Below are 24,760 nucleotides of genomic sequence, written 5' to 3'. Positions count from 1 at the left end.
TACCGCTGGGCTTTAAGGATATGACACAAATGTGAAAAGTTATTTGTCACCAAGTGAGTCTAAGAAACGCTCAGCATCTAATGCCGCCATACAACCTGTACCTGCTGATGTGATAGCTTGACGGTAGTTATGGTCCATAACGTCGCCTGCTGCAAATACACCTTCAATGCTAGTTTGTGTAGCGTTGCCTTCTAGGCCAGACTTAACGATGATGTAGCCATCTTTCATGTCTACTTGGCCTTCAAAGATTTGTGTGTTTGGCTGGTGGCCGATCGCAATAAACGCACCCATCACTTCAAGGTCTTCAGTCGCACCTGTGTTGACGTCTTTAATACGAACGCCAGTTACGCCCATGTCGTCGCCAAGTACTTCATCGAGAGTTCGATCGGTATGAAGAACGATATTACCGCTTTCAACTTTATCCATCAGACGTTTCACAAGGATCTTCTCTGCACGGAATGAATCGCGGCGGTGGATCAGGTGAACTTCTGACGCAATGTTAGATAGGTAAAGTGCTTCCTCAACAGCAGTGTTACCACCGCCCACAACTGCAACTTTCTGATTACGGTAGAAGAAACCGTCACAGGTTGCACAAGCAGAAACGCCGCGACCTTTAAATGCTTCTTCAGACTCAAGGCCAAGGTATTTTGCTGATGCACCTGTAGAAATAATCAATGCGTCACATGTGTACTCGCCAGAATCGCCTTTTAAACGAAATGGGCGTTGTGATAGTTCTACTTCGTTGATGTGATCAAACACGATTTCAGTTTCGAAACGCTCGGCGTGCTCTTTCATGCGATCCATCAATGCAGGACCTGTCAGACCTTCAGCGTCGCCGGGCCAGTTTTCAACTTCAGTAGTGGTGGTTAGCTGACCACCTTGTTGCATTCCCGTCACAAGCACAGGGTTTAGGTTGGCACGCGCTGCGTAGACGGCAGCTGTGTATCCTGCTGGACCAGAACCAAGAATTAATAGTTTACAATGTTTTACGTCGCTCATTATGGCTCCAAAAAGGGCTGAACATTTCCCTCGATTGTATGGAAATTCTTAGTGCTTTAAAAGCATAAACAACGATTGTGATCGAATAATTGGTTATAGATTAGAACCCACTAAAGATTGATAAAGAACGTTGACTTCTAGCATAAAATTCTATTCGTAGTAGAGAAGTCTAGTTTCAAATATTGCCAAAGCGCAAAACTGAAACATGGTTCTGTATTTGTGCCTTGGATTGGTCTGTTATGTTGTTTTTGTTATTTTGTTGAAGCTATCAACGTTAAAAGCTGGCAATTGCAGAATATTTGCGTAACCTAGTGTGTAAATTAAATGTTAATTAATGTGCCTCATTAAAGGAGACAATGATGTTACATTCACGTGAGAATACTCTGCATTTAACACAGCTCAGCATGGCAGCAATTGAGCAGCTTTCCCCATCGTTTGAAGAACTGCCTCGTACCGAGCATGCAGATGGTCAGTATCGACTAAGACGTTATTCTGTGGTTGGTTTTGATAATGGCAAAGTCATTGACTTAAACAAAAACAGCTTTGTTCAATCGTCTGATATCAACCGATTCCAAGGTGATGTTGTAAGACAATTTGAGCCGATTGAGAAGGATATTCTCACCAGTGATGGTTTCCGAGAAATGTGCGAATTGTTTGTCAATGCGAATCATCTGCCTAACGGCCAGGAAATAGAAATTCACCAAATCCGAATCACAGCGCTAGAAGAAGAAACTCAAGTGGCACCTGAAGGTGTACACCAAGACGGTTTTGATCACATTGCAATGGTTGGCGTGGGACGTCATAACATCATTGGTGGCGACATCATGCTGTACAGCAGTCATAACCAAGCCCCATTTTTCCGTAAGGTGTTAGAAACGGGTGAGGTTGCAATATTGGCAGACAGTAAACTGTGGCACAACGCGTGCCCAATCCGTTCTGTCATTGATGATGAAGCGGGTCATATGGATGTGTTTGTACTCACGGCTACGGATAAGCGCAATGAACTTCAATCTTAATCTGATCAGAGAGCAGTTTCCGGCACTCGCTCAATACCATAACGACAAACCTGTGACGTTTTTTGATGGTCCAGGCGGGTCACAGGTACCTCAATCAGTGCTAGACAGCATGGTGGGGTATTTAGGTCGTTTCAACGCCAACTTAGGCGGGCATTATTTTTCTAGCCAAAAGACGGTTGACGTGATGCAAAATGCACGCGAGTCAGCGCAAGCTCTGCTTAACGCGCCGTCATCTGGCAATATCGTCTTCGGTGCGAACATGACATCGTTAACCTTTCAGCTTAGTCGTGCGATTAGCCGAGATTGGCAAGAGGGAGATGAGATAATTGTTTCTGCTTTGGACCACTATTCGAATGTGTCCAGCTGGCAACAAGCGGCAGAAGATCAAGGCGTTACGGTTCATCAGGTTCGTATCAACGAAGATGATTGTACGTTGGACTTGGAGCATTTAAGCAGTCTTCTTTCTGATAAAACGCGCCTTGTAGCGGTGACCTATGCATCGAATACGACTGGTTCTATCGTGGATGTGCAGCGAGTAGTAAGCATGGCGCACAACGTCGGGGCACAAGTTTATGTGGATGCCGTTCATTACGCGCCGCATCACTTGGTTGATGTTCAAGCGTTGGGTTGTGACTTTTTAGCGTGCTCTGCTTACAAGTTTTTCGGCCCGCACGTTGGTATTGCTTACATTGCCGATCAGTGGCTGCACAGTATTCGTCCGTACAAAGTCGAGCCTGCTACCAATATTGGCCCAGGCCGATTTGAAACGGGAACGCAAAGTTTTGAAGGTCTTGCTGGTGTCGTTGCTGCGGTTGAGTATCTGGCTCAGTTTGGTGAAGCCGGTTTACCTCTTCGTCAACGATTGGAGCAAAGTTACCAATTGTATGAACAACATGAGCAACGCTTGAGTGAGCGTTTCTTACAGCGTCTGAGTGCACTAGATGGTGTCAATCTATTTGGCATTGCGAAAGAAGATAGCCTGCTCCGCACACCAACTTTTGCGCTAACATTCGACCGATATTCTCCAGAATTCATCGCGAAAACGCTGGGTGAACACAACATCTGTGTTTGGAACGGCCACTTTTATGCGCTGGGCTTAGTTCGTCAACTTGGTCTAGAAGAGTCGGGTGGTGTAGTACGAATTGGCTGCATGCATTACAACACAATAGAAGAAGTCGATATGTTGTTCGATGTACTAGAAAACATCCTTGATGCGTAACTGATCATATCTTCCTGATAGAAAAACAAAAGCTCGAGTTTGACTCGAGCTTTTTCGATTTTATTTCAACAAACCAGCTATATATGCGTATATGCGATTAGGCGCTTACTTCTACTTCATAGGAAGTGAATTTTCTTACGTTGATCACGCCAGTGTCAAAAATGAGGTATTGACCTTTGATGCCTTGCAAAGTGCCAGTAACAACCGGGTTTTTATCGAAATTATGCGAGGTGATCTTAGTTGGGTGCTGTTGCACCGGATAGCTAAGGTCGGTAATGCTTTCGCTCAATACTTCAATTGCATCTTCACCGAATTTCTGTTTTATCTCAGCAATCTTATCTTCGACCAACGGCAATAGCTCAGCAAAACGATCTTGCAGTGCCATTGGTTCACCGTCGCCTTTCAGCAGTGTGCGCCAATTGGTTTTATCTGCGATATGTTTCGCCAGTTCAACTTCAATTAAACCGGAGATATGGCGAGTTTTTACCTTAAAAATTGGCAAACCCTGAGTCGCACCTTGATCAATCCAACGAGTTGGGATTTGCGTATGACGAGTGATACCAACTTTTAAGCTGGATGTATTGGATAGGTAGACAAAGTGATCCACCATGCAGTTCTCTTCGCCCCATTGTGGCTCGCGACAAGTCCCTTGGTCGTAGTGACAAGTCTCTGGCTTCATGATGCACATATCGCAGCTTGCTAGCTTTTTCATACAGACAAAACAATGGCCTTGCGAATAACTCTTTTTCGTTTTCTTACCACATGAGCAACAAAAAATATTGCCCGTGTGAGTCAGTGTGAGCGTTTTACCCAGAAACGGCGATAGATCAATTTCTTCCTCACCAACAGGTAGACGGTAACTGACAGCACCGTCCAGAGATGCACGCATTTTATTTAGCGTACCAGTTGCAATTAATGACATGACATTACTCATTATTGTGTTTTTGCACAGTATATCCGAAGTGGTGATGAGATGCAGGGTTGACAGGCACATTAAAGCGAAATGTATCGCTCTGAAATGTTATGCACTGGCCTTCATGGGTTAGGAGATACGGCTGTGAAATGCTTCGCAAATAACAAGTGAACCGCATTTTTGAGAGATTTAAAAACGTGATAACGGTTCAAAACACGTTACCATGTATCGAAAGTAAGAACGAAGACTAAAAGTAATTTTGTTTCTTGATAAATGACTTTGTTTGAAGTTCGAAAAATCATTGAGTACATTGTGTTGTATATAAGCTGAGCAGGTCACTCGCCCATGAAGTGGATCCATAAATTTATCTTTGCCCTCTCTATTTGCACTATTAGTTTGGTTGCGCTTTATAGTGTTCTTGGCGATACACGAAAGCTGACCATTACACCAGAACATTTCAATATCTATGCGACTAAAGACGCCAGCGAAGGTGGCTTGAGTGAGGCTGATATTATTTACGATAAGCAAAGCCTAGTTCTCAGCTGTGACTTAAAGCAAAGCTCGTATGCTTGGCCTTATTGCGGAATCTCTGTTTATACCGATTCCACAACGCCAACACAGGGGATTGACCTTTCCAACTACCATACGATTCGATTGAAAGTGAGATATGAAGAGGCGGGGGTGGGGCCCAATCCGAGCCATGATTTGCGTTTATATCTGCGCAACTATAACCCTGAGTATTCCAAACCAGACGACGAGTACACGATTAAATACAATGGCATGCAGTTTTCTCCGTCCGGTTCAAACGACATCATCGAAATTCCGATTAAAAATTTACAGGTGATGACGTGGTGGTTAGTAGACAACAAAGTCGCGATTGAACACTCTGCACCTGAATTTTCAAACATCACACGTATTGATATCGCGACCGGATCTGGTGCGGCACTTGGCGAGCACAAAATTGTGATTGATAAAATTGAGTTTGAAGGCGCTTACCTTGCACAAGAAACGTTACTGTATGCGCTCTTACTCTCTTGGATGGCGCTTGGACTGGCATTTTCGCTGCACGAATTACGAAAAAATCGAGTCGCTTATGAAAAAGCGAAAAAACGTCATCTTCATTTAGAGAAGGTGAATGGTACGTTGCGAGCTCAAAACTATGAGTTTGCAGAGTTAGCGCATCGCGATGCGTTGACGGGAGCGATGAACCGTCACGCAGTGCAGCACTGGCTTGAGCAGCAATCACGGCAAGTTCGCTGGGGTCATAGTACATTCAGTATCCTTTATATGGATTTGGATAAATTTAAGAAGGTGAATGACAAATTTGGGCACCAAATGGGGGATGACATATTGCGCGAATTTGTCATGGTGGTGGCAAGTTCTATCTACCCAGATGACCGACTTGTTCGTTGGGGGGGAGAAGAATTTGTTGTATTTTGCCCTGACACCAATATTGATCAAGCTGTGAAGAAGTCGGAAATGATTCGCAAAAATGTGGAGAGTCATTTGTGGGTACACGGTGAATCATTAACATGCAGCATTGGCGTTGCCCAAATGCAAAATGAACGCGTCTCAGAAACCATGGCGAGAGCAGATGAAGTGCTTTATCAAGCGAAGCGCAATGGTCGTAACCGGGTCGAGGTTCATTATGGTTTGCTTGCCTGCGAAAAGAAGCAAGCCTAACGATTCGTCACTCAAAGGAATAAAAAAAGGTGGCCAACTGGCCACCAAGAGGGAAACTGCTGAACACCACTTAGGGGGAAGTTTGGGTCATAGATATGATTACCGTGAGCAGCAGTGTAGTGCTAATCGAACTTGCTATTTTTTACCAGAACAACCAAGCGAAAAGCGTTAGTGCAGCAATACAGGCAATGTTTAAGACGAAGCCAATTCGCATCATTTCTTTTTGCTTGATATGACCCGTACCGAACACAATCGCATTTGGAGGCGTCGCAACTGGTAACATAAATGCACAAGAAGCGGCGACGGCAATCAATGCAGAGAGAATGACCGGAGACATGCCTAAGGCCTCTGCGATGGTTGCAAATACAGGGACCAGTAGTGCAGCACTAGCGGTGTTACTTGCAAACTCAGTCAAGAAGACAACAAAAGCAACCACTGCAAGAATCGTTAGGAGAATACCGGCTTGCTCAAGGAAGCCTGACAAGCTATGAGCCAAAAATACGCTTGTTCCGGTTGCTTTTAGAACGTTGCTCAAACAGATACCACCACCAAATAGGATTAACACACCCCAGTCGGTTGTTTTCTCAATATCTTTCCACTCGACGGCGCGAGAAGCCCCAAGCAGAAGGATCGCACCTATTGCGACAAGGGTATCGAACTTAGCGAAGCCACCTAGCATAGCGTTAATTGGCTTACTGAATATCCACAAAGTCACGGTCAGTAAGAAAATCGCCAGCGTAATCATTTTGCCGTTTGTCCACTCGACTGGTTGATGGTCAAGGTCAAACTTGTGGCTAAGGTCAGGCTTAGTCATGGTGTACAACACGAGAATAGCGATTGGCATTAGTACTAATGAGATAGGCACACCGAGCTTCATCCACTCAGTAAAACTTAGGCCAACTTCAGCTGCTGCAATGGCGTTTGGTGGGCTACCAACCAGCGTTGCAATACCACCAATCGAAGCACTGTAAGCGATGCCGAGCAGAACAAACAAAAAGGTATTGTGATTTTTCTTCGCGTCTAGCTTTGTCATCACACCCAGTACAAGAGGCAGCATCATAGCAGCAGTGGCGGTGTTTGAAATCCACATTGACAGGCCAGCACTCACACCAAATAGCATGAATACAGCGACAGACATTTTGCCTCGTGCGAGTAACAGCACTTTATCAGCAATAGCTTGGTCTAACTTCTGTTTATGCAAAGCCGCAGCAAGTGCAAAACCACCTAAGAATAGAAAAATGATGGAGTTGGAGAAGTTGTTCAGTGCGGTCTGAGTATTAAACACGCCTAAAAATACCGCAAGTAATGGTATGAGCAGCGCGGTTATGCTGACGTGAATCGCTTCGGTTAGCCAAAGAATAGCAACAAAAACTAAGATGCTAAGGCCGGTTACTACTTGTGGCTCAAAGGGTAGGGTATTAAACAAGATAATGAACAATACGATATTCGCGTTCAAAATCATGCTGTTGCGAGTGAAGAACCAGTTCTTCAATGTCACAGCGAGTGCGGTCATGGGTAGTGCTCCTTTTGCATTGCCTTTTGTCGGTTTTTTTATGGCAAAGTAACTGACTTGTAGTTATTTATTGATTAAATGTTACTTGGAATGCAAAAAAGAGTTTTGCCTGAATCGTAGAGCAAATTAGAAAATGTGATGTTGAGAATTGGAAATGGGTAGAAAACTACCCATTTGTTTTATAGAAATGTTATTAGCCTTGTGAGCTGCGTTGTTCCTCTATTCGACGGGAACTTGCAGAGGCTCATTAGAGATTTTTTCAGGCTCTTTTACTGCAACGATAGGTTCTTGAGGACCAAGAAACTTGGGCTGCGTATTAATAATGTAGAGGTCTAAAAAGGCTTTCACACGGGCGAGCAACTCTCGAATACGCATTGATGTTTTTTGTTTGTTTGTCGTAGGTCCTGCTACCGCAAGACACTGCGCATCAATGTTGTAAGCATCGGCAATAAACAGCGCTCGCTCACAATGAAAGCGCTGAGTCACAATCAGAAAGCGCTCCGAAGCAAAAATCTTTTTCGCCCTCACAATCGAATCTAGAGTACGAAAGCCAGCATAATCAAGGTGAATCACTTCCTCAGGCACGCCGGCTTTAAGTAAGTCGCGTTTCATCGTCCACGGTTCGTTGTAGGAGCGATGGGCGTTATCGCCACTCAATAAAAACTGTTTTACTTTGCCTTGGTTGTAAAGCTCAATCGCCGCATTAATGCGATGAGTGTAGTAAGTGTTGAGGATCTTACCGATGTATTTACTGGTACCGAGAACCACAGCAACCTCATGTTGAGGTATTTGTTCGTATTCAGTGAAAATGCTTTCTTTGGCTTGTAAAACCACCCACCGGTCGATGGCAATAACAGAAACAAGCAGACTAAGTACAGAGATCGACAAAATCAAAGCAAGTCGCTTCCAGAAAAATTTCAGCTTCCACTTTGATCTTATGCGAGAAAACAACAAAACGTTTTATATCCTTAACTAAAAATGTAGTTCTCATCATATCTGATAGAAACAAAAAGAGAGAAGCCCATTTATGCCAAAATCTGGTTAGGATGATAAAAAAATAAAAGCCCCTACATGGTAGGGGCTAATTATTAAACGAAATGTCTCAAGCTTAAAACGCAGTGCGTTTGTAGCGACGGTAAACCGGTTGCCAGAACGATTGTTCAATCGCCACGTTTAATGCTTCATCAGTGATTTCTAATGCGACACCTTGTTCGATTGCCTTCTTACCAACAGCAAACGCGATCTTTTTCGATACCGAGTGGATCTCTTCCAACGGTGGAAGTAGCGCACCACGACCGTTGATTGCTAGAGGAGAGCATGTTGCGAGCGCACGGCTTGATTCCATTAGCATCTCGTCGGTGACACGTTTTGCGTTTACAGCAAGTACACCAAGGCCAATGCCAGGGAAGATGTAGCTGTTGTTACATTGGGCAATAGGGTAAGTGCGACCTTCATGAACCACAGGCTCAAATGGGCTACCTGTTGCAACCAGTGCTTCACCATTTGTCCAACGAATGATGTCGTTCGGTGTTGCTTCTACGCGGCTTGTTGGGTTCGACAGTGGGAAGACAATCGGACGCTTACAGTGTTTATGCATTTCTTCGATGACTTCTTGGCTAAATAGGCCAGGAGCACCAGAAACACCAATTAGTACCGTTGGTTTGGCGTTACGCATAACATCGAGTAGTGAGAAGCCATTTCCTTCATTTTCCCACTCTTTCGTATTGGTATGTTTCTGCACCAGGCGTTGTTGGAAATCAAGAAGGTTAGGCATGCCTTCTTGTAACAGACCCCAACGGTCAACCATGTAAACTTGTGAGCGAGCTTGCTCGTCAGAAATCCCTTCCGATACCATTTGTGCGATGATCGCTTCTGCGATACCGCAACCAGCAGAGCCAGCGCCCAAGAAGGTGATACGCTGTTTAGACAGCTGAGTGCCTGCTGCTTTACAGGCGGCAAGTAGAGAGCCAACAGTAACGGCCGCCGTGCCTTGAATATCATCATTGAAGCAGCACACGCGATCTTTGTAACGCTCAAGAAGAGGCATCGCATTTTTCTGAGCAAAGTCTTCGAACTGGATCAAGGCATCAGGCCAACGGCGCTGTACTGCTTGGATAAACTCTTCTACAAATGCATCGTATTCTGCCCCCGTAATACGAGGATGACGCCAACCCATGTACATTGGATCAGCTAAGCGTTGCGGGTTATTGGTACCCACATCAAGCACGATTGGTAGCGTGTAAGCAGGGCTGATACCACCACACGCAGTGTAAAGTGACAGTTTACCGATTGGAATACCCATGCCGCCGATACCTTGGTCACCCAAGCCAAGGATACGTTCGCCATCTGTCACAACAATCACTTTAACGTTGTGGTTTGCTGCATTATTCAGCAAGTCGTCAATACGGTCACGGTTCGGGTATGAAATGAATAGACCACGACCACGACGGTAAATGTTAGAGAAGTTTTCACATGCTGCGCCGACAGTTGGCGTGTAGATGATAGGCATCATCTCTGAAATGTGGTTTTGCACTAGGCGGTAATACAGTGTTTCGTTGGTGTCTTGGATATTACGCAGATAAATGTGCTTATCCATATCGCTTTCGAAACTCTTGTATTGCTGGTAGGCACGTTCCACCTGCTCTTGGATTGTTTCGGTAGACTCTGGAAGCAAGCCTTCTAAGTTGAATGAACTACGTTCTTCAGCAGAGAATGCACTGCCTTTGTTCAAAAGAGGGGTTGCTAAAAGAGCCGGACCCGCATATGGAATATATAGTGGGCGTTTATCGTTGTTCATTGGGTGCCTTATGTAGGGTTGAAGGATGCGCACCAAATTTTAACGGGTTCACCATTTAGTTGTAAACATGCGTTGATGCACATCGATGTAATGTCGCAAAAAAACTCAGATACCGCCGAAAATATCGGCAATATTGGTTGTTTAGAGATACCTAAAGCAGGATTTTTTTACTTGGGTATAATGTTCTGCATCATCAAATCAAATCCAATTTCTATGTTTCAACTACCTATCGACAGCCTGCAAGCTGAGTTTGACCAACATGTGAACCAAAACCATCTCGTGGTGGAAGCCGAAACCGGGTCAGGTAAATCTACCCGTTTGCCTATGTGGGCGGCAAAACACGGACGCGTGCTGGTTATTGAACCACGTCGAATTGCTTGTACCTCGTTGGCTGAATATCTTGCGGAGCAATCTGGTGAGCCAATAGGTCGCAAAGTTGGTTACGCGATCAAGCTTCATGCCTACTTTGATGAAAAAACCGAAGTTGTATTTGTGACTCCGGGAGTCGCACTGCGTTGGTTTGCGGAAAACAAGCTAGCAGGCTTCGATATCGTGATAGTGGACGAATTTCACGAGCGACGCTGGGATATTGATCTATTAACCGCAATTTTGAAGCAAGAAAATCAACACCGGTTGATCGTCACTTCCGCTACGCTGGAGGGCGAAAAGCTAGCGCGTTACCTGAATGCGAAGCGTCTGCGATCTGAAGGGCGTTGCTTTCCAGTCACGGTGACACATCGTTCTTTAGACAGCCGTTATTTACCGAATAAGAAGGGATGTGAACAAGAGGTTGTCAGAGCGGTAAAAGAAGCATTGGAAGATGAAGATGGCGATATTCTTGTTTTCCTGCCTGGACGCAAAGAGATCACCCAATGTGCTCAGATGCTACAAAGTTGCGGCGAAGTCATGGTGGTCAAACTTCATGCCTCGGTTAGTGATGAAGAACGGCACCGCGCGTTAACTACGCAAAAACAACGAAAAGTCGTATTGGCAACCAATGTTGCGGAAACCTCCTTAACGATACCTAACATCCGAGTTGTCATTGATAGCGGCTTAGAGCGCAGAACTGTACAACGAAATGGACGTACAGCACTGACGCTAACCAACATTTCTAAGGCCAGTGCCGCGCAGCGAATGGGGCGAGCAGGTCGCGTTGCCGAAGGGGCTTGTATTCGTCTATATGGTGAGCACGCGCCTTTAGAGTTGGTGACACCTCCAGAATTACACAGAGAAGAGCTCGTCGAGCCCATGCTGGCAGCAGCTTGTTGTGGGTATCGTCTCTCAACACTCGATTTTCTCGACTCAATTCCCCCAAAGTCGCTAGAGGCATCTCATTCGACGTTGTTATCTATGGAAGCGATTGATGAGGATGGCAATGTCACGCAGCACGGGAGAAAAGTATATCCACTACCCATTGATGCACTGTTTGCCGATCTTGTTACCAGAATTCAAGCGAAGCCAGAGAAGGAAGCAATGATTGATTTGGCTGCCGCCTTATCTGTGCCTGCGCAGCTCTATCAGCGACAAAGTGGTGAAGTTGCTGAGCTTCTATCTCAAGAGGAACCATACGGATGTGATGCCTCTTTGCTTATCCGTTTGGTTCGGGGGGAACGACTTCCGGGCATTGTCATTGATGCCAGCGCACTCGAAGAGGCACAAGGTTTAGCGAAACAAATGCGAGAAGTATTTGAATTACCGGAACTTGACGTTGCCTCTCGATATAAACGTGAAGCGCTCTTTTTCTCCATCGCCTCATTACACCCTGAGCTTGTGTTTGTCCGACGAGCTCGTCGAAGAGATGCTCTAGGAAATGGCGTAGTCGAGATGCTGGTTGGGCGTAACAGCCGCTTTCCTGATAAAGAAGAAGCGGCCATTGTGCTAGATAGCCATAGCGTGCCAGGACGAGGCGTTAAGCAAACACTAAACCTCGCATCGGTCATGATGCCTATCCCGCTGACGTTGTTACGCGAACTTGAACTAGGGGAGTGGCAACAAGGCGAGACGAATTATGAAGAGGAGACCCCAAGAGCAACGATGCATTTGGTCTACGCCGGGCGAACAATCTGTTCTGAACATCAAGCGTTACAAGGTGATGTTGCTGTTCAGTCTATTGTCGAAATGATAGAAGACGAGACACTGTTACCAGGTTTTGCTTCTCAAAGAAAACAACAAATCCAGCACTGGAAACTCTACAACGCATTGGGCCTTAATGTCGAAGGAGAAGAGGTTAACGACTTGGCCTCCTTGACATTTTCTAGCTGGTTAAAGGATCAGTTGGAAACATTAGGCGTTGAAAATGTCGATGATATGGCGTTGTTTGAACCGGAAGACTTAACATTTAACGGTGTTCCAGAATGGGAATACGACGATTTCACGGAGCAGTACCCTTTAGAACTTTCGCTGCCAGAACTCCAACTGGATGTTGAGTATTACGCGTCTCGCAAGCTGGTACAGGTCGTTTATCGAGAGGGAAACCGTAAGGGGGACCCGAAGCGTTGGGAGCTGCCACGCTGGGCTGGTTGGAAGATACAGTATAAAAAGGCCAGTCGAGTGATTGATGTGAAGTAGGTAGGCGGATGACGTTGTGACGAGAATGGATATTTTCTTGGTGAATCTATAATGATTTCATATTGATAGCATTACTTACGTGTTGTTTTTAGTTTCTTAATTGAAATATTAATCAATTGAATGCTTATATATGGCGAAGCTGTACATCAGTTGTTACAAAGCTGGTTTTAATATTTCCTTTTGCATGTAAATTAGTGCATAAAAGACGAATGTTTTATATCCCATTGCTATATCAAAACAGTTGAACGATATTTGGTATATCTCATTTTCGAGTGTCGGGGGCATAGAATGGATCAACAAGGAAAGACGTGCATTGAATTCGACTACACTAGCTTTTTAGGGGCGACAGGTAGTAAAAAATGGACCTTCTTAGAGGCATTTGCCACCATCGCGCCTATTTTCGGTTTGATGTGGAAACAGAACATTGCGGAATTGAGCAAGCCTGAAGAGCGGTTGTGGGATGCCGCATTAAAATCGATGTCTTCTCGTAAAAGTGATGAATCCAATTTGGTCCGCTTAACCCAGTTAGCTAAACATGAAGGGATCAATGAATTGCGAGTCGTTATGCCATATTCGCTCGATGTTCAGCAAATCGAGTACATAGAATCTCGCAGTCAGTTGAAGGTGGACACGTCAGAACAAGATGTCCTTAACATCAAGTTTTAGGCTGAGAATTTCCACTTCATCAATGTACCACTTAACAATAGTGCAATGAAAAGCGACCTCAAAGTAGGTCGCTTTTTTATTTTGAGGTTTTTGTCACAGGTCTTGGAAGTGTGATGAATATAGAGTATTTGCACTTAAATTAACAAAAATGTAACGTTTGGAAATGCAATTGTCATAACTAGCTTCTAACTTTGTGTTTTTAGGACAAATTACCGACTAAGTGGTTGGTACTGTAAGTTCGAATTAACGTCCCTTATTGGCACACAAGGATGATTGAGTCACCACGTCATTTGGGCATAAAAACAAACACAATAAGAAAGGAAGTCAATATGTCTTTGTCTCGTCGAGACTTTATGAAAGCTGCCTCTTCAACGGCTATTGTTACCGGGCTGGTGGGCTGTGGTAGCGATGCTAGTGAGTCTGTTGCGGTTACCTTTGAGCACGGAGTGGCGAGTGGAGATCCTACTCAAACACAAGTAATCATTTGGACTCGTGTTACAACCTCAGCGAGCTACGCAGATGTAAGCTGGCAAGTTTCATCTAACGAAAATTTTACTGATATCGTGCAAAGTGGCACTTTTGCCACAGACACGAGCCGAGATTTCACGGTAAAAGTCGATGTTCAAAATCTCAACGCAAATTCTCGCTACTACTATCGATTCATGGTTGGAGATGTCACTAGCGAAGTCGGGCAAACTCAAACATTACCAGAGGATGGTGTAGAAAAGGCATCCATGGCGGTTGTTTCTTGTGCAAACTATCCTGCAGGCTATTTCCATGTGTATCGAGAGATCTTAAATCAACATGAACAAGACCCGTTTGATGTGGTGCTTCATCTCGGTGATTACATTTATGAGTATGGTGCTGGTGGCTACGCTAGTGAAGATGCTGAGGCACTAGGGCGAGAGCCAAGCAAAGGCACTGAATGTATTACCTTAGATGATTACCGAAAACGGTATGCGCAATATCGCCAAGATGCTGATCTGCAAGCGTTACATGCGAGCCTACCAATGATTGCTGTCTGGGATGACCATGAGCTTGCAAATGATACTTGGAAAAATGGTGCGGAAAACCATCAAGAAGAGGAAGGCAGTTTTAATGATCGTCGTGCAGCTGCGGCTGCCGCGTGGACAGAATGGTTGCCCGTTCGTGAAAACACTTTCTCAAACATGCTGATTTACCGTCAGTTTTCGTTTGGAAGTTTAGTCAATTTGATGATGCTCGATACGCGACTTGTGGGGCGTGATAAACCGTTGGATTACTTCTCGCTCAGCTCTCCAACGATGGAAGCGATTGGCGGTTTAGTTGCTCAGTCGCGCAGCGAAGACCGAGAGCTGTTAGGCGCTGACCAACTCGCTTGGCTGATGGATGCGTTCAGTACGCACGACGCAACTTGGAATGTGCTAGGGCAACAAGTGTTAATGTCTCGTATGGAGTTGCCAAGTTCGGTTATGGCCGCGATGTTTCAATTGTTTACTGCCACTGAAGAACAAAAAACAGAGGCGTTATTAGCAGTAAACTCTGCGATTACGGGTTACCTCTCTGACCCAAGTTCAGATACCATTGCTTTGCCATATAACCTAGATGCATGGGATGGTTACTACGTTGAGCGAGAGAAAGTTTATCAACTGGCCAAAGCCAACAGTGGTAACTTTGTCTGCTTGGCAGGAGATACGCACAACGCATGGGCAAGTGAGCTTAAAGACGTATCTAAGCATCCTATCGGGATAGAGTTTGCAACTAGCTCGGTGAGTTCCCCTGGGCTAGAGGCCTACCTAGCGTTAGATCCTGTTGCGATCGCTCAAATGGAATACACGTTGCCGCACTTAGTGTCAGAATTACAGTGGGCAGATATCAAACAGCGTGGCTTTATGCGCGTTACTTTTACACCCGACAAGGCAGAGTCGACCTGGTATTTCGTATCAACAATTAAAGACAAAACATATCAGGTGACGACCAAGTCAGCCTCCACAACTGATGGTACTACGTTAAATATCGGCTAAACTGAGCCTAATACGAAAAAAGTCCGCAGGCTAGTGCGGACTTTTTATTGGAAAGCGTTTAGCTAATCTAGCGACAGTGCTAGTCAATCAATCCGTATTCTTTGCTCAGTACTTCGATGATTTCCGCTTTCGGATTCTCACTCAAATGAATCGGCTTGCCTGTAATCTTCTCGGCAATACCAATGTAAGTGCTCGAAATGGCCATCAAAGATTCGACGGGTAAAGCATTATCACGAGCGAGTGCTTCGCGCTCTGGCATGCGTTCTTTGTTTAGCAAGATATCTGGGTCAGGGAAGTGGTTAAGTAGGAACTGGCGGAAACCTTCTTTTGAGTTCTCTACGATGTGACCTGCTTGGTACTCTTTAGCATCCCATATACGAGACGAGTCTGGTGTACCCACTTCATCCATGTAAATCAGCTTTTCATTGCCAGCAGCATCATGAACATAACCAAATTCGAATTTGGTATCGACAAAGATTTGGTCGATTTCTTCTAACGCTTGGCTGATAACGTTAAAGCCTTCTTTCAGCAGTTTTTCGTAGAGTGCGATATCGTCGGCACTTGAGAAGTTAAATGCTTCGTAGTTGTCTACGATGTTTTGACGAGTAATATTCACGTCGTCCGCTTCTGGCACACCGGGAATGCCTTTTAGAATGCCTTTTGTGGATGGGGTCATGAGCAACTCTGGCAGTGCTTTGTCTTTTTCTAACCCTTCAGGAAGTTGGATTCCACAAAACTCGCGCTCGCCATTTGCGTAAGCGCGCCACATCGAACCCGTGATGTATTTGCGGCAGATGGCTTCGATTTTTACAGGTTTGGCTTTTTGTACAATCCAAACAAAAGGGTGAGGAATGTCTAGAATGTGGCTATCTGCTAAGCCATTTTCTTTGAATAGTTTGAACCAGTGATTAGAAATCGCATTAAGCGCAGCCCCTTTACCCGGGACACCATTAAGACCACCTTCAGCATGCCAAATACAATCGAATGCAGAGATTCGGTCGCTAATTACCATGATAGCCAAAGGCGCATCTGGAGCAACATCGTATCCTTTTTCTTTGATCAGTCGGGCACTGTCTTCTTCAGTTAACCAGTAAACTGAACGAACTTTTCCGCTATGAACGGGTTTATGGGTGCGAATTGGCAGGTCGTCATTGACGGCAAGTACTTGATTAGCAAGGCTCATTGCGACATTCCTATCATCTTAATCAAACGTCAGAAAGAGAAGATATTCAGCAAAATGTGGGCGCTGAATAAATCGAATGTGGGCATCATACCAGAACTATTTTAACTCGCCAGAGAAAAAGCAAACGTTTGCCTGTTTTCTTTAATACAAAAAAAGCCCCCTTAAAAAGGAGGCGAGATGCAGGATGGATAACGTCGAACTTATTAGTGGTACTTATTAACTCTGCCTTCGACGAAAAAAACCTCACACTGATAGCGCTGCGCCATGTCGCGCAACATAGATTGATTCATAAGTGCAATTTTATTTGATGCGACAACAGCACTGGCATTGCCTGATCGGATGGCTTTGATCACGATCTCGACTTCTGAAAGCTGTTGAGAGGGCTTCATTTGAATCACGTTTTTACAGCAAATATTAGAAGCAGTGAGTTGTTCAAAGTCTGGACGAGGGCAGTCTGCTGTAAACAAAATCCATTGTTTCTGCTGCGATAAAACAGCCAGCTTAGATAGAAGCTGATCCGAAACGGCCATAGGCTGAGTTGTTTGTGCCAATACGTTGTAACGAGAGTATGTATGAGATTGACTTTGTAACTGCATCTTACTGTTCCTTTATACATGCTGTATGTGTATACAGTAGTTTGTTTTGACGACCTGATCAACCCGTTTATCAAAAGTTATTTGCGGTTTTTTGAGAAGGAAATAAAATAATTTCATTCTAAGTGGTTGAATTTATTTGGTTGTTTTTCATTTTTGATATGTCTAACATCAATTTAAAAATGTGAGGTGAGTAGAAAGTTGGACGAGAGACATACAGGGGTTTACTACTGTATATACAGGTGTTTTTTCACGGACAATGGTTTGTATACAGTGGGAGAGGGCTGATAACCGATGCGACATGCTGTGTAGGATAGGAGAGAATACGAGATAGAGATTGGAAATAGGCTTGGCCGATCAAAAAAGCGCCTTAAAAGGCGCCTTTGAAAATCAGTTCCGTTGATTCCGTCTTGCTTAGCTCGCTCGTTGCAAGCGTTCGCGCATTTGCAATTCGCCTTGGTTAAATAGGCGCACGTCGATTTTTGCCATGTCGTAACAAGCTTTACATGAGTAATGGTGCTTGCCATCTAAATAATCGTGACGAGTTACAAGACTAGGTTTTTTACACCAATCACAGGTGCCTTCTTCAGTGAACATTGATTTTCTCCCCACCTAGATTAATTTGAGTCGTTAGGTGTTATTTTGCGCTGAGCATTATGGCATAAAAGCGAGACTTAAGTTAAATGTCTGTTAATTTGTTTGAGAGGGAGATCGATTGCGGCGCTTGATTATATAGGTCTAAAAGCATGCTAGCCAAAGTATCTTGACCGATTTTTACTGTTTTGTAACATTTTGTGAGACAAGCTTAAAGGCATGATTGAGTCGCTTCATTTCTTCTTCACTGCCTCTTGTGTCCGGATGATAAAGCTTTGATAGCTGTCTATAGCGTAGCTTGATTGCTTGTAAATCAGGGATGTGTTGTGGTGTGTAGCCAAACATGGCGCATGCGACGCTTAGCTTATGGTTTTCTGCCTGGGTTTTGGATTTCTTAAATTCTTTGAATACTTTCTCTAGCTGGCGTTTCAGTTGCTTGTTCGTAAACTCTAGCTCTTTTATTTTTTCCGCCATGCGTTGATTTTTGCTTTCCTCTTTGGCTTCAAGCGCTTTTCTATTCTGCTTAAGTTTCTTGGTTACGAGAAAACTTAAGCTGCTGATGATGAGTATCGCCGCTAGCCAGATCAGCCATAAAAACTGCGAGTATTCTACGTTGGGTTTTGCAATTGTTGTGCTTTTCTCTTCTTGTGTTTGCTCCGCCTTTTTATCGAGCGACTTTATTTGCGAGACTTGTTTAGCTCGCATTTGGTTAAAGCGCTGCTCTAACAGTTGATTATAAGCTTGTTCTGCTGCTGGATTATGCTGAGAAGCCATTCGATACAAGGCTTCAGTCAATTGAGAAGTTGTGACCTTATCTGGATTGCGCTGAATAAAATCGGCGAGAAGAAAGCCACGATCGGTTGGATCATTGAGTGCGATAGAGGCTAGCCAATATAACGCTTGTGTTTCATTTTTTTCGCCATTTATCCCTTTAGCAAAGTCGTTCGCGAGCTGTTTTTGCGCAGGGAGGTAACCTTGGTTGGCGGATTGCTCTAGCCAGTAGCGCGTTTCTGGTGAGGCTTCAGCTTCGCTTGATGCCAATAATTGTTGTGCGTACTCGTATTGTTCGATGGGGTCATTTGGAGCTTGAGAGGCAAGTGAGTAACCAGAAAAGCTGAGGCTAAATAAGCAGAGTAGGGTAGACGTTTTGACAGACATTAATATGTCAGGCCTAACGATAATGGTTAGGCCTGCTCCGGTAATTTTTTATTATTACCGTTATGGTGCAACCAAATTACTTCAGTGGCAAGATCTGGATTTCAACACGACGGTTGCACGCACGACCTTCAGAAGTTTGGTTTGAGCAAATTGGGTTACGTTCGCCGTAGCCGCGTGCAATTGCACGACCAGGTGCAACGTTTTGAGATACTAGGAATTGACGTACGGACTCTGCACGGCGCTCTGACAACGTTTGGTTGTATGACTCACTGCCTGTGCTATCCGTGTAACCGTCGATAACAAGGCTGGTATCTGGGTATTCAACCAAGATGCGAGCAACACCGCGTAGCGTATTATGAATGCTAGCATCAAGCTGGTAAGAGCTTGAAGAGAAGCCGATACCATTTTCCATACGCAGTAAAAGCTGGTTCTCACCAACACGCTGAACTTGTACACCAGAGTTTAGTAAAGCGCGACGCAATTCTGCTTCTTGTTGGTCAAAGTAGTAACCAACGCCAGCGCCAGTCGCCCCGCCAGCTGCCGCACCAATGAGCGCATGCTGACGGCGTTCTTTAGCGTCATCGCCCGTTGCTAGACCGATTGCTGCACCAGCGATAGCACCAATAAGCGCGCCTTGCGTGGTTGAGTTAGTTTCGTATTCACCCGTTGTTGCATTTTGGCGTTGAGTGGCTTGACAGCCAGTAAGAGCTAGCACTAGAGCTAGTGCAATAGGCATCTTTTTCAAGGGAAAATCTCCGTATAAAACTGAGGCGAAACCATGCCTCATAATGGGATGCGAATTATGAATAAGTAAGCATTGATATTTGTTATGAGAAAGTAAGATTGATAAGAGTTTCTGTAAGAAAATTCTTATCGTTACTATCACAACTTCAAAAAGTAGGTCCCAATAACATTGGAATATTGGAACCTACGTCAATCAATTGCTGCTCTGGTTATTTCGATGGGTTGCCCAACATTTTACGCGCTTGCTCGCCGCCAACACCACGGTTAACGGAGACTCTTCTACCTTTTTTCAAGCCCACTTCGTAGTCTTCGGTTAGGTTTTTCATCGCTTCTTTCAGTTGCTTCTTGAAGGTTTCGCGGTCAATGTTTTGGAATTCTTTATCAATATAATCATTGATTTTGTTGGCCGACTCTTCGTCTGGAGAAATGACTGGAAGTTTCTCTATCGCGCCCTCTACCCAGCCAGATACAAATGAGTTCACGCGGCGAGTCACTTCTTGAGAAGAGGTGCCCGTACCTGCGAAACTATTTCGGAATTGTCCGGTACTTTCGTTCATCTCGCGATAAATAATATCGAAAGCAAATGCAGCAAAAATCGCGCGATCTGCTTCACCGATAAACTCGACACGTTTGAGCCCTTTGTGATTCAACAACACCGCTTCAACACCGAATTTAGTGTTAATGCCGCGAATCACTCGCAATATGGTAGAACTGATATTCGCTGGTAGTAGGTGGGAAGACTGTGTTTTCCCCATTCTGATAAACTCAATATCGTCTTTATCCAGACCATATTTGAGCATGAGGCGATGTGCCATTTTGATAGCATTGGCAGCCTCATTAACATTAGCGGAATTGCCCAGTTCTAAGCACTTGGCGATTTTTTTCAGAGCTTTTTGTTTATCCATCGACAACCAGTAACGAAAGCAGAAAATTTATGAAGTCAGACATATTACCTTTTTTGACATAAAAACGAAATACAAGGTGGGAGTGAAGGTGGTTTATGGACATAAAAAGAAGCCCCGCGGAAGGCGAGGCTAGGCGTTTTAGTTCGTCATAATCAGTATGAAGTCGTACTTGTGTCTAAGAAGCCATTCTTCATTAAGATTAGTTGGAATTACAATCCGAGCTGGTTGAGTAAATCATCGGCGTCATCGTTTGAACTCGACGATTTAGATTCTTTCTCAGCCATATTTTTACGTGTTGCTTCTAAAATATCGTCTGGATTTTCGTCTTCTGCGATTTCAAACTCTTCTAGTTGGATGAACTCAGTTTTGTCCATCGCTAACTCCAGATAGAAAATGTTGTTATTTTCGGTGGAGAACGTTACTCGGCGAGCTTGAGGGCGGTCAAGGTTGGTGTCAACTTGTAAGATGACTTGCTTATTCAGCGCCATCATTTTTGGCTGGTTTTGTGTGATGTTCGTTTGCAGCTCTTTACGAATTTTATTGGTGAAATCTCCAACCAGTTGGTTCATTAGCTCACCCAGAACATCTCCCACCTCGTCAGAAGTATGAGATATTGCCAGTTCTTCTTCTGGCATACCCATATTACGCATGTAGTTGGTGTAGATCTCTAATGCGGCTTTTGCCGTAAAATTAATTACGACCAGCCCGGTAAACCCGCCATCAAACAGAACAAAACAGCCAAAATCTGGCTTGAGGCTAGTCTTGTGGATTTTTTGCACCATTGCAGAGTAATTTACTTGAGAAGATGTCGCCGAAGTTAGGACGCCAGAAACAGACTGGCAAAGTTTGAGAAGGATATCTTCAGTGGTCACAATTTTATTTTTTTTCATTCTGAAAACTCATCTAGAAACGCGATTCGTTCCCCAATGTAAGGCATCAAGCGTGAAAAAATAAAGCATAAGTTTAATTATTGTATCGAGATTCTGATTTGCTCGTCTTTTTAAATGTTGTAAAGTGACGAAATTCAAAGAATATTACTTCACTTACTCTTTTGTGGTGTTTTGTTTCGCTGAACGCCAACTTGTATGATAAGTGAGCAAATAATTACATAACCCGCAGCTGATCGGATTCAGCGTCGTAGGGGCAGGAAGCAAATGTTACCAAGATTACACTCGCAAACTGATGTCGATCCTCTTGTTCTTAGTTTTCTGAAAGAGCTTGAGCACGCCGGATTCACTGGTGATATCGAAAGCCAATATTCAAGCCGACTAGCGGTTGCCACTGACAACAGTGTTTACCAGCAACTTCCTCAGTCTGTCGTTCATCCCAAAACGACAGAAGATGTTTCTCTCCTCGGGAAACTGAGCAATAAAGAAAAGTACGAACGAATTACCTTTTCACCTCGTGGTGGCGGCACAGGGACCAATGGTCAGTCGCTAACCAAAGGTATTGTGGTGGATATGTCTCGCCACATGAACAAAGTGCTTGAGATTAATGAGAAAGAAGGCTGGGTTCGTGTACAAACTGGTGTAGTGAAAGACCAGTTAAATGATGCGGTTCGCCCTTACGGTTACTTCTTCTCTCCAGACTTATCTACCAGTAACCGTGCCACGATTGGCGGAATGGTCAACACCGATGCTTCTGGTCAAGGATCTCTGAAATACGGAAAAACATCCGATCATGTATTGTCGCTACAAGCGGTGTTTGCTGATGGTTCAGTTTTAGAGTCGGACTTGTCTCATGGTTACCCAAAAGAGGGCGAGTTTGCTGCCAAGGCGCTACGAGTAACGGAATCCGTATGTCGTGAAAAACGCCAGCAGATCGTGGATAAATTTCCTCCTCTCAACCGCTTCCTAACGGGCTATGACTTAAAGAACGCGCTAGATGAAGACGATGATCGTTTCGATATCACACGAGTGCTGTGTGGCGCGGAAGGTTCATTGGCATTTATTACTGAAGCGAAGCTAAACCTGACGCCAATTCCGAAAGCACGTACTTTGGTTAACGTTAAATACAACAGTTTTGACTCTGCGCTGCGTAATGCACCGTTTATGGTCGAAGCGAAAGCGCTATCTGTAGAAACCGTTGACTCGAAAGTACTTAATCTCGCGAAGCAAGATATCGTCTGGCACACCGTGAGTGATTTGCTTACCGATGTTCCAAACAAAGAGATGCTTGGCATCAATATGGTGGAATACGCAGGTCAGGACGAAGAGGAAGTCGCTGCTCAGGTTGCAGCGTTGACCGCCAAGCTCGATACCATGTTGGAAACAGAAGAAGCGGGCATCATCGGCTACCAGGTTTGTAACGATGTAGCGAGCATTGGGCGTATTTACAACATGCGTAAAAAAGCGGTGGGTTTGTTAGGCGCAGCAAAAGGTCGTGCTAAACCGGTCGCATTCGCTGAAGATACCTGTGTGCCACCAGAAAACCTGGCAGACTTCATTGTAGAGTTTCGAGAGCTGTTAGACAGCAAGTCTCTGAATTACGGCATGTTTGGCCACGTCGATGCCGGGGTGCTTCACGTACGTCCTGCGTTGGATTTGTGTGACCCGCACCAAGAAGCATTGATGCACGAAGTTTCTGATGAGGTGGTCAAGCTGGTGGCGAAATACGGCGGTTTGATGTGGGGTGAACACGGCAAAGGTTTCCGTTCAGAATATGGCCCTGAGTTTTTCGGCGACGAGTTGTTTACTGAACTGAGACGTGTGAAAGCGGCATTCGATCCACACAACAAAATGAACCCGGGCAAAATCTGTACACCGCTAGATAGTGATGCAGAGCTTGTCAAAGTTACCGATACCAAACGTGGTTACTATGACCGTCAGATTGACGTTCAAGTACGTGACAGCTTTAAACAAGCGATGGAGTGTAACGGTAACGGTTTGTGTTTTAACTACGATACCAGCTCGCCAATGTGTCCATCGATGAAAGTAACAGCCGATCGTCGTCATTCACCAAAAGGTCGTGCAGGTTTGGTTCGCGAGTGGTTGCGTCAGCTTACTGAGCAAGGCATTGATATTCTTGACTTAGAAAAGCAAACACTAGAAAACAAAACATCAATCAAAACCATGATTGACCGCGTACGTCATTCTATCAATCGTCGTCACGAGTATGACTTCTCTCACGAAGTGTATGAAGCGATGAATGGTTGTTTGGCGTGTAAAGCATGTGCGAGCCAGTGTCCGATTAAAGTCGATGTTCCGAGCTTTCGCTCACGCTTTTTAAACATCTATCACTCTCGTTACCAACGTCCTGCAAAAGACTATCTGGTTGCCAACATTGAGACTATGCTGCCGATGATGGCGAAAGCGCCAGGTGTCGTAAACGGTGTTTTGAAGCAGTCGTGGGTCAAGAGCTTAACGGCTTCAACAGTTGGGTATGTCGATGCGCCGTTGTTATCAGTACCTACATTGAAACAGCGAGTAGAGTCGCTGACAACGCCTTATGATCTGCAAGCGCTCAGCGGTTTGTCGTCGTCTGAAAAGAGCAAGCATGTTTTAATTGTTCAAGACCCATTCACTAGCTACTACGACGCCGATGTTGTAGAAGACTTCGTTAAATTATTGAAAAAGCTTGGCATGAATCCGGTACTTCTGCCATTTAAGCCGAATGGTAAAGCACAACACATTAAAGGCTTTCTACGTCAGTTTAAGGATACAGCAGCCGATACAGCGAAGTTTTTGGCGATGGTAGCGGATCTGGGTATTCCTTTAGTTGGTGTCGACCCTGCATTGGTGCTGTGTTATCGAGATGAATACGCTGAAGTACTTGGCAGTAAGCGAGGTGATTTCGATGTACTAACGGCCCACGAATGGCTTTACCCAAGACTAGAAGCGTTTGAAAGCGGAGAGCATAACGCGCAGGAACCTTGGTATCTGTTTGCGCACTGTACTGAAAAAACCAAAATGCCGAATGCGGAAAAAGAGTGGGGCGCTATTTTTGCTCACTTTGGTGCGGTTTTAAATACTGTACCGGTTGGTTGTTGTGGTATGGCGGGTACGTTTGGTCACGAGGTCGATAAGTTGTCGATGTCGAAAGACATTTACAATTTAAGCTGGAAGCCAAGCTTAGATAAGTTAGATAACGAGAGATGTTTGATTACTGGCTACTCTTGCCGCAGCCAAGTGAAACGCTTTGAAGGAACAAAGCCCAAACATCCCGTTCAGGCGCTGTTAACTTTGATATAATCACATCAAATTAAGC

General features: G+C 44.7%; 19 protein-coding genes. 7 read left to right on the top strand and 12 right to left on the bottom strand.

What is annotated here, in order from left to right; translation table 11 throughout:
- Positions 1-39 precede the first annotated feature (39 nt).
- Complete coding sequence (trxB, locus tag R2S67_RS06795; RefSeq protein WP_005393195.1) at positions 40-999, bottom strand: thioredoxin-disulfide reductase; 960 nt, start codon at positions 997-999, stop codon at positions 40-42.
- A 359-nt stretch (positions 1,000-1,358) separates the two neighbouring features.
- Between trxB and R2S67_RS06790 the strand changes: the two genes are divergently transcribed.
- Both R2S67_RS06790 and R2S67_RS06785 read left to right on the top strand, forming a co-directional pair.
- On the top strand, positions 1,359-2,015 hold the full coding sequence (locus tag R2S67_RS06790) for a 2OG-Fe dioxygenase family protein (RefSeq protein ID WP_005393193.1): 657 nt from the start codon (positions 1,359-1,361) through the stop codon (positions 2,013-2,015).
- Positions 1,999-3,234 carry a cysteine desulfurase-like protein gene (locus R2S67_RS06785; RefSeq protein ID WP_317342929.1) on the top strand — a complete coding sequence of 412 codons (1,236 nt, stop codon included), beginning with the start codon at positions 1,999-2,001 and terminating at the stop codon, positions 3,232-3,234. The genes R2S67_RS06790 and R2S67_RS06785 overlap by 17 nt, the downstream gene beginning before the upstream one ends.
- Before the next feature lie 97 nt (positions 3,235-3,331).
- On the opposite strand, the gene R2S67_RS06780 is transcribed toward R2S67_RS06785, so the two are convergent.
- Positions 3,332-4,156, bottom strand: coding sequence for a DUF2797 domain-containing protein (locus R2S67_RS06780; protein ID WP_145532232.1), 825 nt, complete (start codon positions 4,154-4,156; stop codon positions 3,332-3,334).
- A gap of 336 nt (positions 4,157-4,492) precedes the next feature.
- Here R2S67_RS06780 and R2S67_RS06775 point away from each other — a divergent pair, with 336 nt between their 5' ends.
- On the top strand, positions 4,493-5,830 hold the full coding sequence (locus tag R2S67_RS06775) for a GGDEF domain-containing protein (RefSeq protein WP_243327187.1): 1,338 nt from the start codon (positions 4,493-4,495) through the stop codon (positions 5,828-5,830).
- 142 nt (positions 5,831-5,972) lie between these two features.
- On the opposite strand, the gene R2S67_RS06770 is transcribed toward R2S67_RS06775, so the two are convergent.
- The 3 genes from R2S67_RS06770 to R2S67_RS06760 form a co-directional block, all read right to left on the bottom strand.
- A complete protein-coding gene (locus R2S67_RS06770; protein WP_005395853.1) occupies positions 5,973-7,343 on the bottom strand; it encodes an SLC13 family permease in 1,371 nt (456 codons plus the stop codon).
- A 219-nt stretch (positions 7,344-7,562) separates the two neighbouring features.
- Positions 7,563-8,297, bottom strand: a complete 735-nt coding sequence (locus R2S67_RS06765; RefSeq protein ID WP_139060749.1) for a vancomycin high temperature exclusion protein — start codon at positions 8,295-8,297, stop codon at positions 7,563-7,565.
- Between the two features lie 154 nt (positions 8,298-8,451).
- Complete coding sequence (locus tag R2S67_RS06760; RefSeq protein ID WP_005395857.1) at positions 8,452-10,140, bottom strand: NAD-dependent malic enzyme; 1,689 nt, start codon at positions 10,138-10,140, stop codon at positions 8,452-8,454.
- A 213-nt stretch (positions 10,141-10,353) separates the two neighbouring features.
- On the opposite strand from R2S67_RS06760, the gene R2S67_RS06755 reads away from it, so the two are divergent.
- The 3 genes from R2S67_RS06755 to R2S67_RS06745 all read left to right on the top strand — a co-directional run bounded on the left by R2S67_RS06755 (position 10,354) and on the right by R2S67_RS06745 (position 15,377).
- Entirely contained in the window at positions 10,354-12,708 is a 2,355-nt protein-coding gene (locus R2S67_RS06755) for a helicase-related protein (protein WP_317343038.1), read from the top strand.
- Between the two features lie 288 nt (positions 12,709-12,996).
- On the top strand, positions 12,997-13,374 hold the full coding sequence (locus R2S67_RS06750; RefSeq protein ID WP_317342926.1) for a transporter: 378 nt from the start codon (positions 12,997-12,999) through the stop codon (positions 13,372-13,374).
- Between the two features lie 329 nt (positions 13,375-13,703).
- Positions 13,704-15,377: an alkaline phosphatase D family protein gene (locus R2S67_RS06745; protein ID WP_164666180.1), complete on the top strand. Its 1,674-nt coding sequence runs from the start codon at positions 13,704-13,706 to the stop codon at positions 15,375-15,377.
- 79 nt (positions 15,378-15,456) lie between these two features.
- Here the strand turns inward: R2S67_RS06745 and R2S67_RS06740 are convergent, their stop codons facing one another.
- The 7 genes from R2S67_RS06740 to R2S67_RS06710 form a co-directional block, all read right to left on the bottom strand.
- Positions 15,457-16,560, bottom strand: coding sequence for a phosphoribosylaminoimidazolesuccinocarboxamide synthase (locus R2S67_RS06740; protein ID WP_006742604.1), 1,104 nt, complete (start codon positions 16,558-16,560; stop codon positions 15,457-15,459).
- 203 nt (positions 16,561-16,763) lie between these two features.
- A complete protein-coding gene (locus R2S67_RS06735; RefSeq protein WP_005395873.1) occupies positions 16,764-17,156 on the bottom strand; it encodes a cell division inhibitor SulA in 393 nt (130 codons plus the stop codon).
- 411 nt (positions 17,157-17,567) lie between these two features.
- Positions 17,568-17,750 carry a hypothetical protein gene (locus R2S67_RS06730; protein WP_005377960.1) on the bottom strand — a complete coding sequence of 61 codons (183 nt, stop codon included), beginning with the start codon at positions 17,748-17,750 and terminating at the stop codon, positions 17,568-17,570.
- 177 nt (positions 17,751-17,927) lie between these two features.
- Complete coding sequence (locus tag R2S67_RS06725) at positions 17,928-18,905, bottom strand: J domain-containing protein (protein ID WP_317342924.1); 978 nt, start codon at positions 18,903-18,905, stop codon at positions 17,928-17,930.
- A 76-nt stretch (positions 18,906-18,981) separates the two neighbouring features.
- Positions 18,982-19,641, bottom strand: a complete 660-nt coding sequence (locus R2S67_RS06720) for an OmpA family protein (protein ID WP_005377956.1) — start codon at positions 19,639-19,641, stop codon at positions 18,982-18,984.
- Positions 19,642-19,858: 217 nt separating this feature from the next.
- A complete protein-coding gene (locus R2S67_RS06715) occupies positions 19,859-20,554 on the bottom strand; it encodes a DUF2786 domain-containing protein (protein ID WP_005395879.1) in 696 nt (231 codons plus the stop codon).
- Between the two features lie 209 nt (positions 20,555-20,763).
- Positions 20,764-21,444, bottom strand: coding sequence for a DUF3334 family protein (locus tag R2S67_RS06710; RefSeq protein ID WP_006742601.1), 681 nt, complete (start codon positions 21,442-21,444; stop codon positions 20,764-20,766).
- Between the two features lie 264 nt (positions 21,445-21,708).
- On the opposite strand from R2S67_RS06710, the gene R2S67_RS06705 reads away from it, so the two are divergent.
- Complete coding sequence (locus R2S67_RS06705; protein WP_258687498.1) at positions 21,709-24,744, top strand: FAD-binding and (Fe-S)-binding domain-containing protein; 3,036 nt, start codon at positions 21,709-21,711, stop codon at positions 24,742-24,744.
- Positions 24,745-24,760 lie beyond the last annotated feature (16 nt).

This window comes from Vibrio sp. T13N (genome assembly GCF_032970445.1).
In the GTDB taxonomy this organism is placed as follows: Bacteria; Pseudomonadota; Gammaproteobacteria; order Enterobacterales; family Vibrionaceae; genus Vibrio; species Vibrio diabolicus.
The sequence above is the reverse complement of the archived record's forward strand: the minus strand, read 5'-3'. Positions and strand labels throughout refer to the sequence as shown.

What these genes read in the sequence shown, in the direction of transcription:
- R2S67_RS06725 (WP_317342924.1), bottom strand. Translation starts at nt 18,905, where the DNA reads ATGTCTGTCAAAACGTCTACCCTACTCTGCTTATTTAGCCTCAGCTTT.
- R2S67_RS06760 (WP_005395857.1), bottom strand. Translation starts at nt 10,140, where the DNA reads ATGAACAACGATAAACGCCCACTATATATTCCATATGCGGGTCCGGCT.
- R2S67_RS06710 (WP_006742601.1), bottom strand. Translation starts at nt 21,444, where the DNA reads ATGAAAAAAAATAAAATTGTGACCACTGAAGATATCCTTCTCAAACTT.
- R2S67_RS06735 (WP_005395873.1), bottom strand. Translation starts at nt 17,156, where the DNA reads ATGCAGTTACAAAGTCAATCTCATACATACTCTCGTTACAACGTATTG.
- R2S67_RS06745 (WP_164666180.1), top strand. Translation starts at nt 13,704, where the DNA reads ATGTCTTTGTCTCGTCGAGACTTTATGAAAGCTGCCTCTTCAACGGCT.
- R2S67_RS06790 (WP_005393193.1), top strand. Translation starts at nt 1,359, where the DNA reads ATGTTACATTCACGTGAGAATACTCTGCATTTAACACAGCTCAGCATG.
- R2S67_RS06705 (WP_258687498.1), top strand. Translation starts at nt 21,709, where the DNA reads ATGTTACCAAGATTACACTCGCAAACTGATGTCGATCCTCTTGTTCTT.
- trxB (WP_005393195.1), bottom strand. Translation starts at nt 999, where the DNA reads ATGAGCGACGTAAAACATTGTAAACTATTAATTCTTGGTTCTGGTCCA.
- R2S67_RS06720 (WP_005377956.1), bottom strand. Translation starts at nt 19,641, where the DNA reads ATGCCTATTGCACTAGCTCTAGTGCTAGCTCTTACTGGCTGTCAAGCC.
- R2S67_RS06770 (WP_005395853.1), bottom strand. Translation starts at nt 7,343, where the DNA reads ATGACCGCACTCGCTGTGACATTGAAGAACTGGTTCTTCACTCGCAAC.
- R2S67_RS06755 (WP_317343038.1), top strand. Translation starts at nt 10,354, where the DNA reads ATGTTTCAACTACCTATCGACAGCCTGCAAGCTGAGTTTGACCAACAT.
- R2S67_RS06775 (WP_243327187.1), top strand. Translation starts at nt 4,493, where the DNA reads ATGAAGTGGATCCATAAATTTATCTTTGCCCTCTCTATTTGCACTATT.
- R2S67_RS06740 (WP_006742604.1), bottom strand. Translation starts at nt 16,560, where the DNA reads ATGAGCCTTGCTAATCAAGTACTTGCCGTCAATGACGACCTGCCAATT.
- R2S67_RS06750 (WP_317342926.1), top strand. Translation starts at nt 12,997, where the DNA reads ATGGATCAACAAGGAAAGACGTGCATTGAATTCGACTACACTAGCTTT.
- R2S67_RS06785 (WP_317342929.1), top strand. Translation starts at nt 1,999, where the DNA reads ATGAACTTCAATCTTAATCTGATCAGAGAGCAGTTTCCGGCACTCGCT.
- R2S67_RS06715 (WP_005395879.1), bottom strand. Translation starts at nt 20,554, where the DNA reads ATGGATAAACAAAAAGCTCTGAAAAAAATCGCCAAGTGCTTAGAACTG.
- R2S67_RS06780 (WP_145532232.1), bottom strand. Translation starts at nt 4,156, where the DNA reads ATGTCATTAATTGCAACTGGTACGCTAAATAAAATGCGTGCATCTCTG.
- R2S67_RS06730 (WP_005377960.1), bottom strand. Translation starts at nt 17,750, where the DNA reads ATGTTCACTGAAGAAGGCACCTGTGATTGGTGTAAAAAACCTAGTCTT.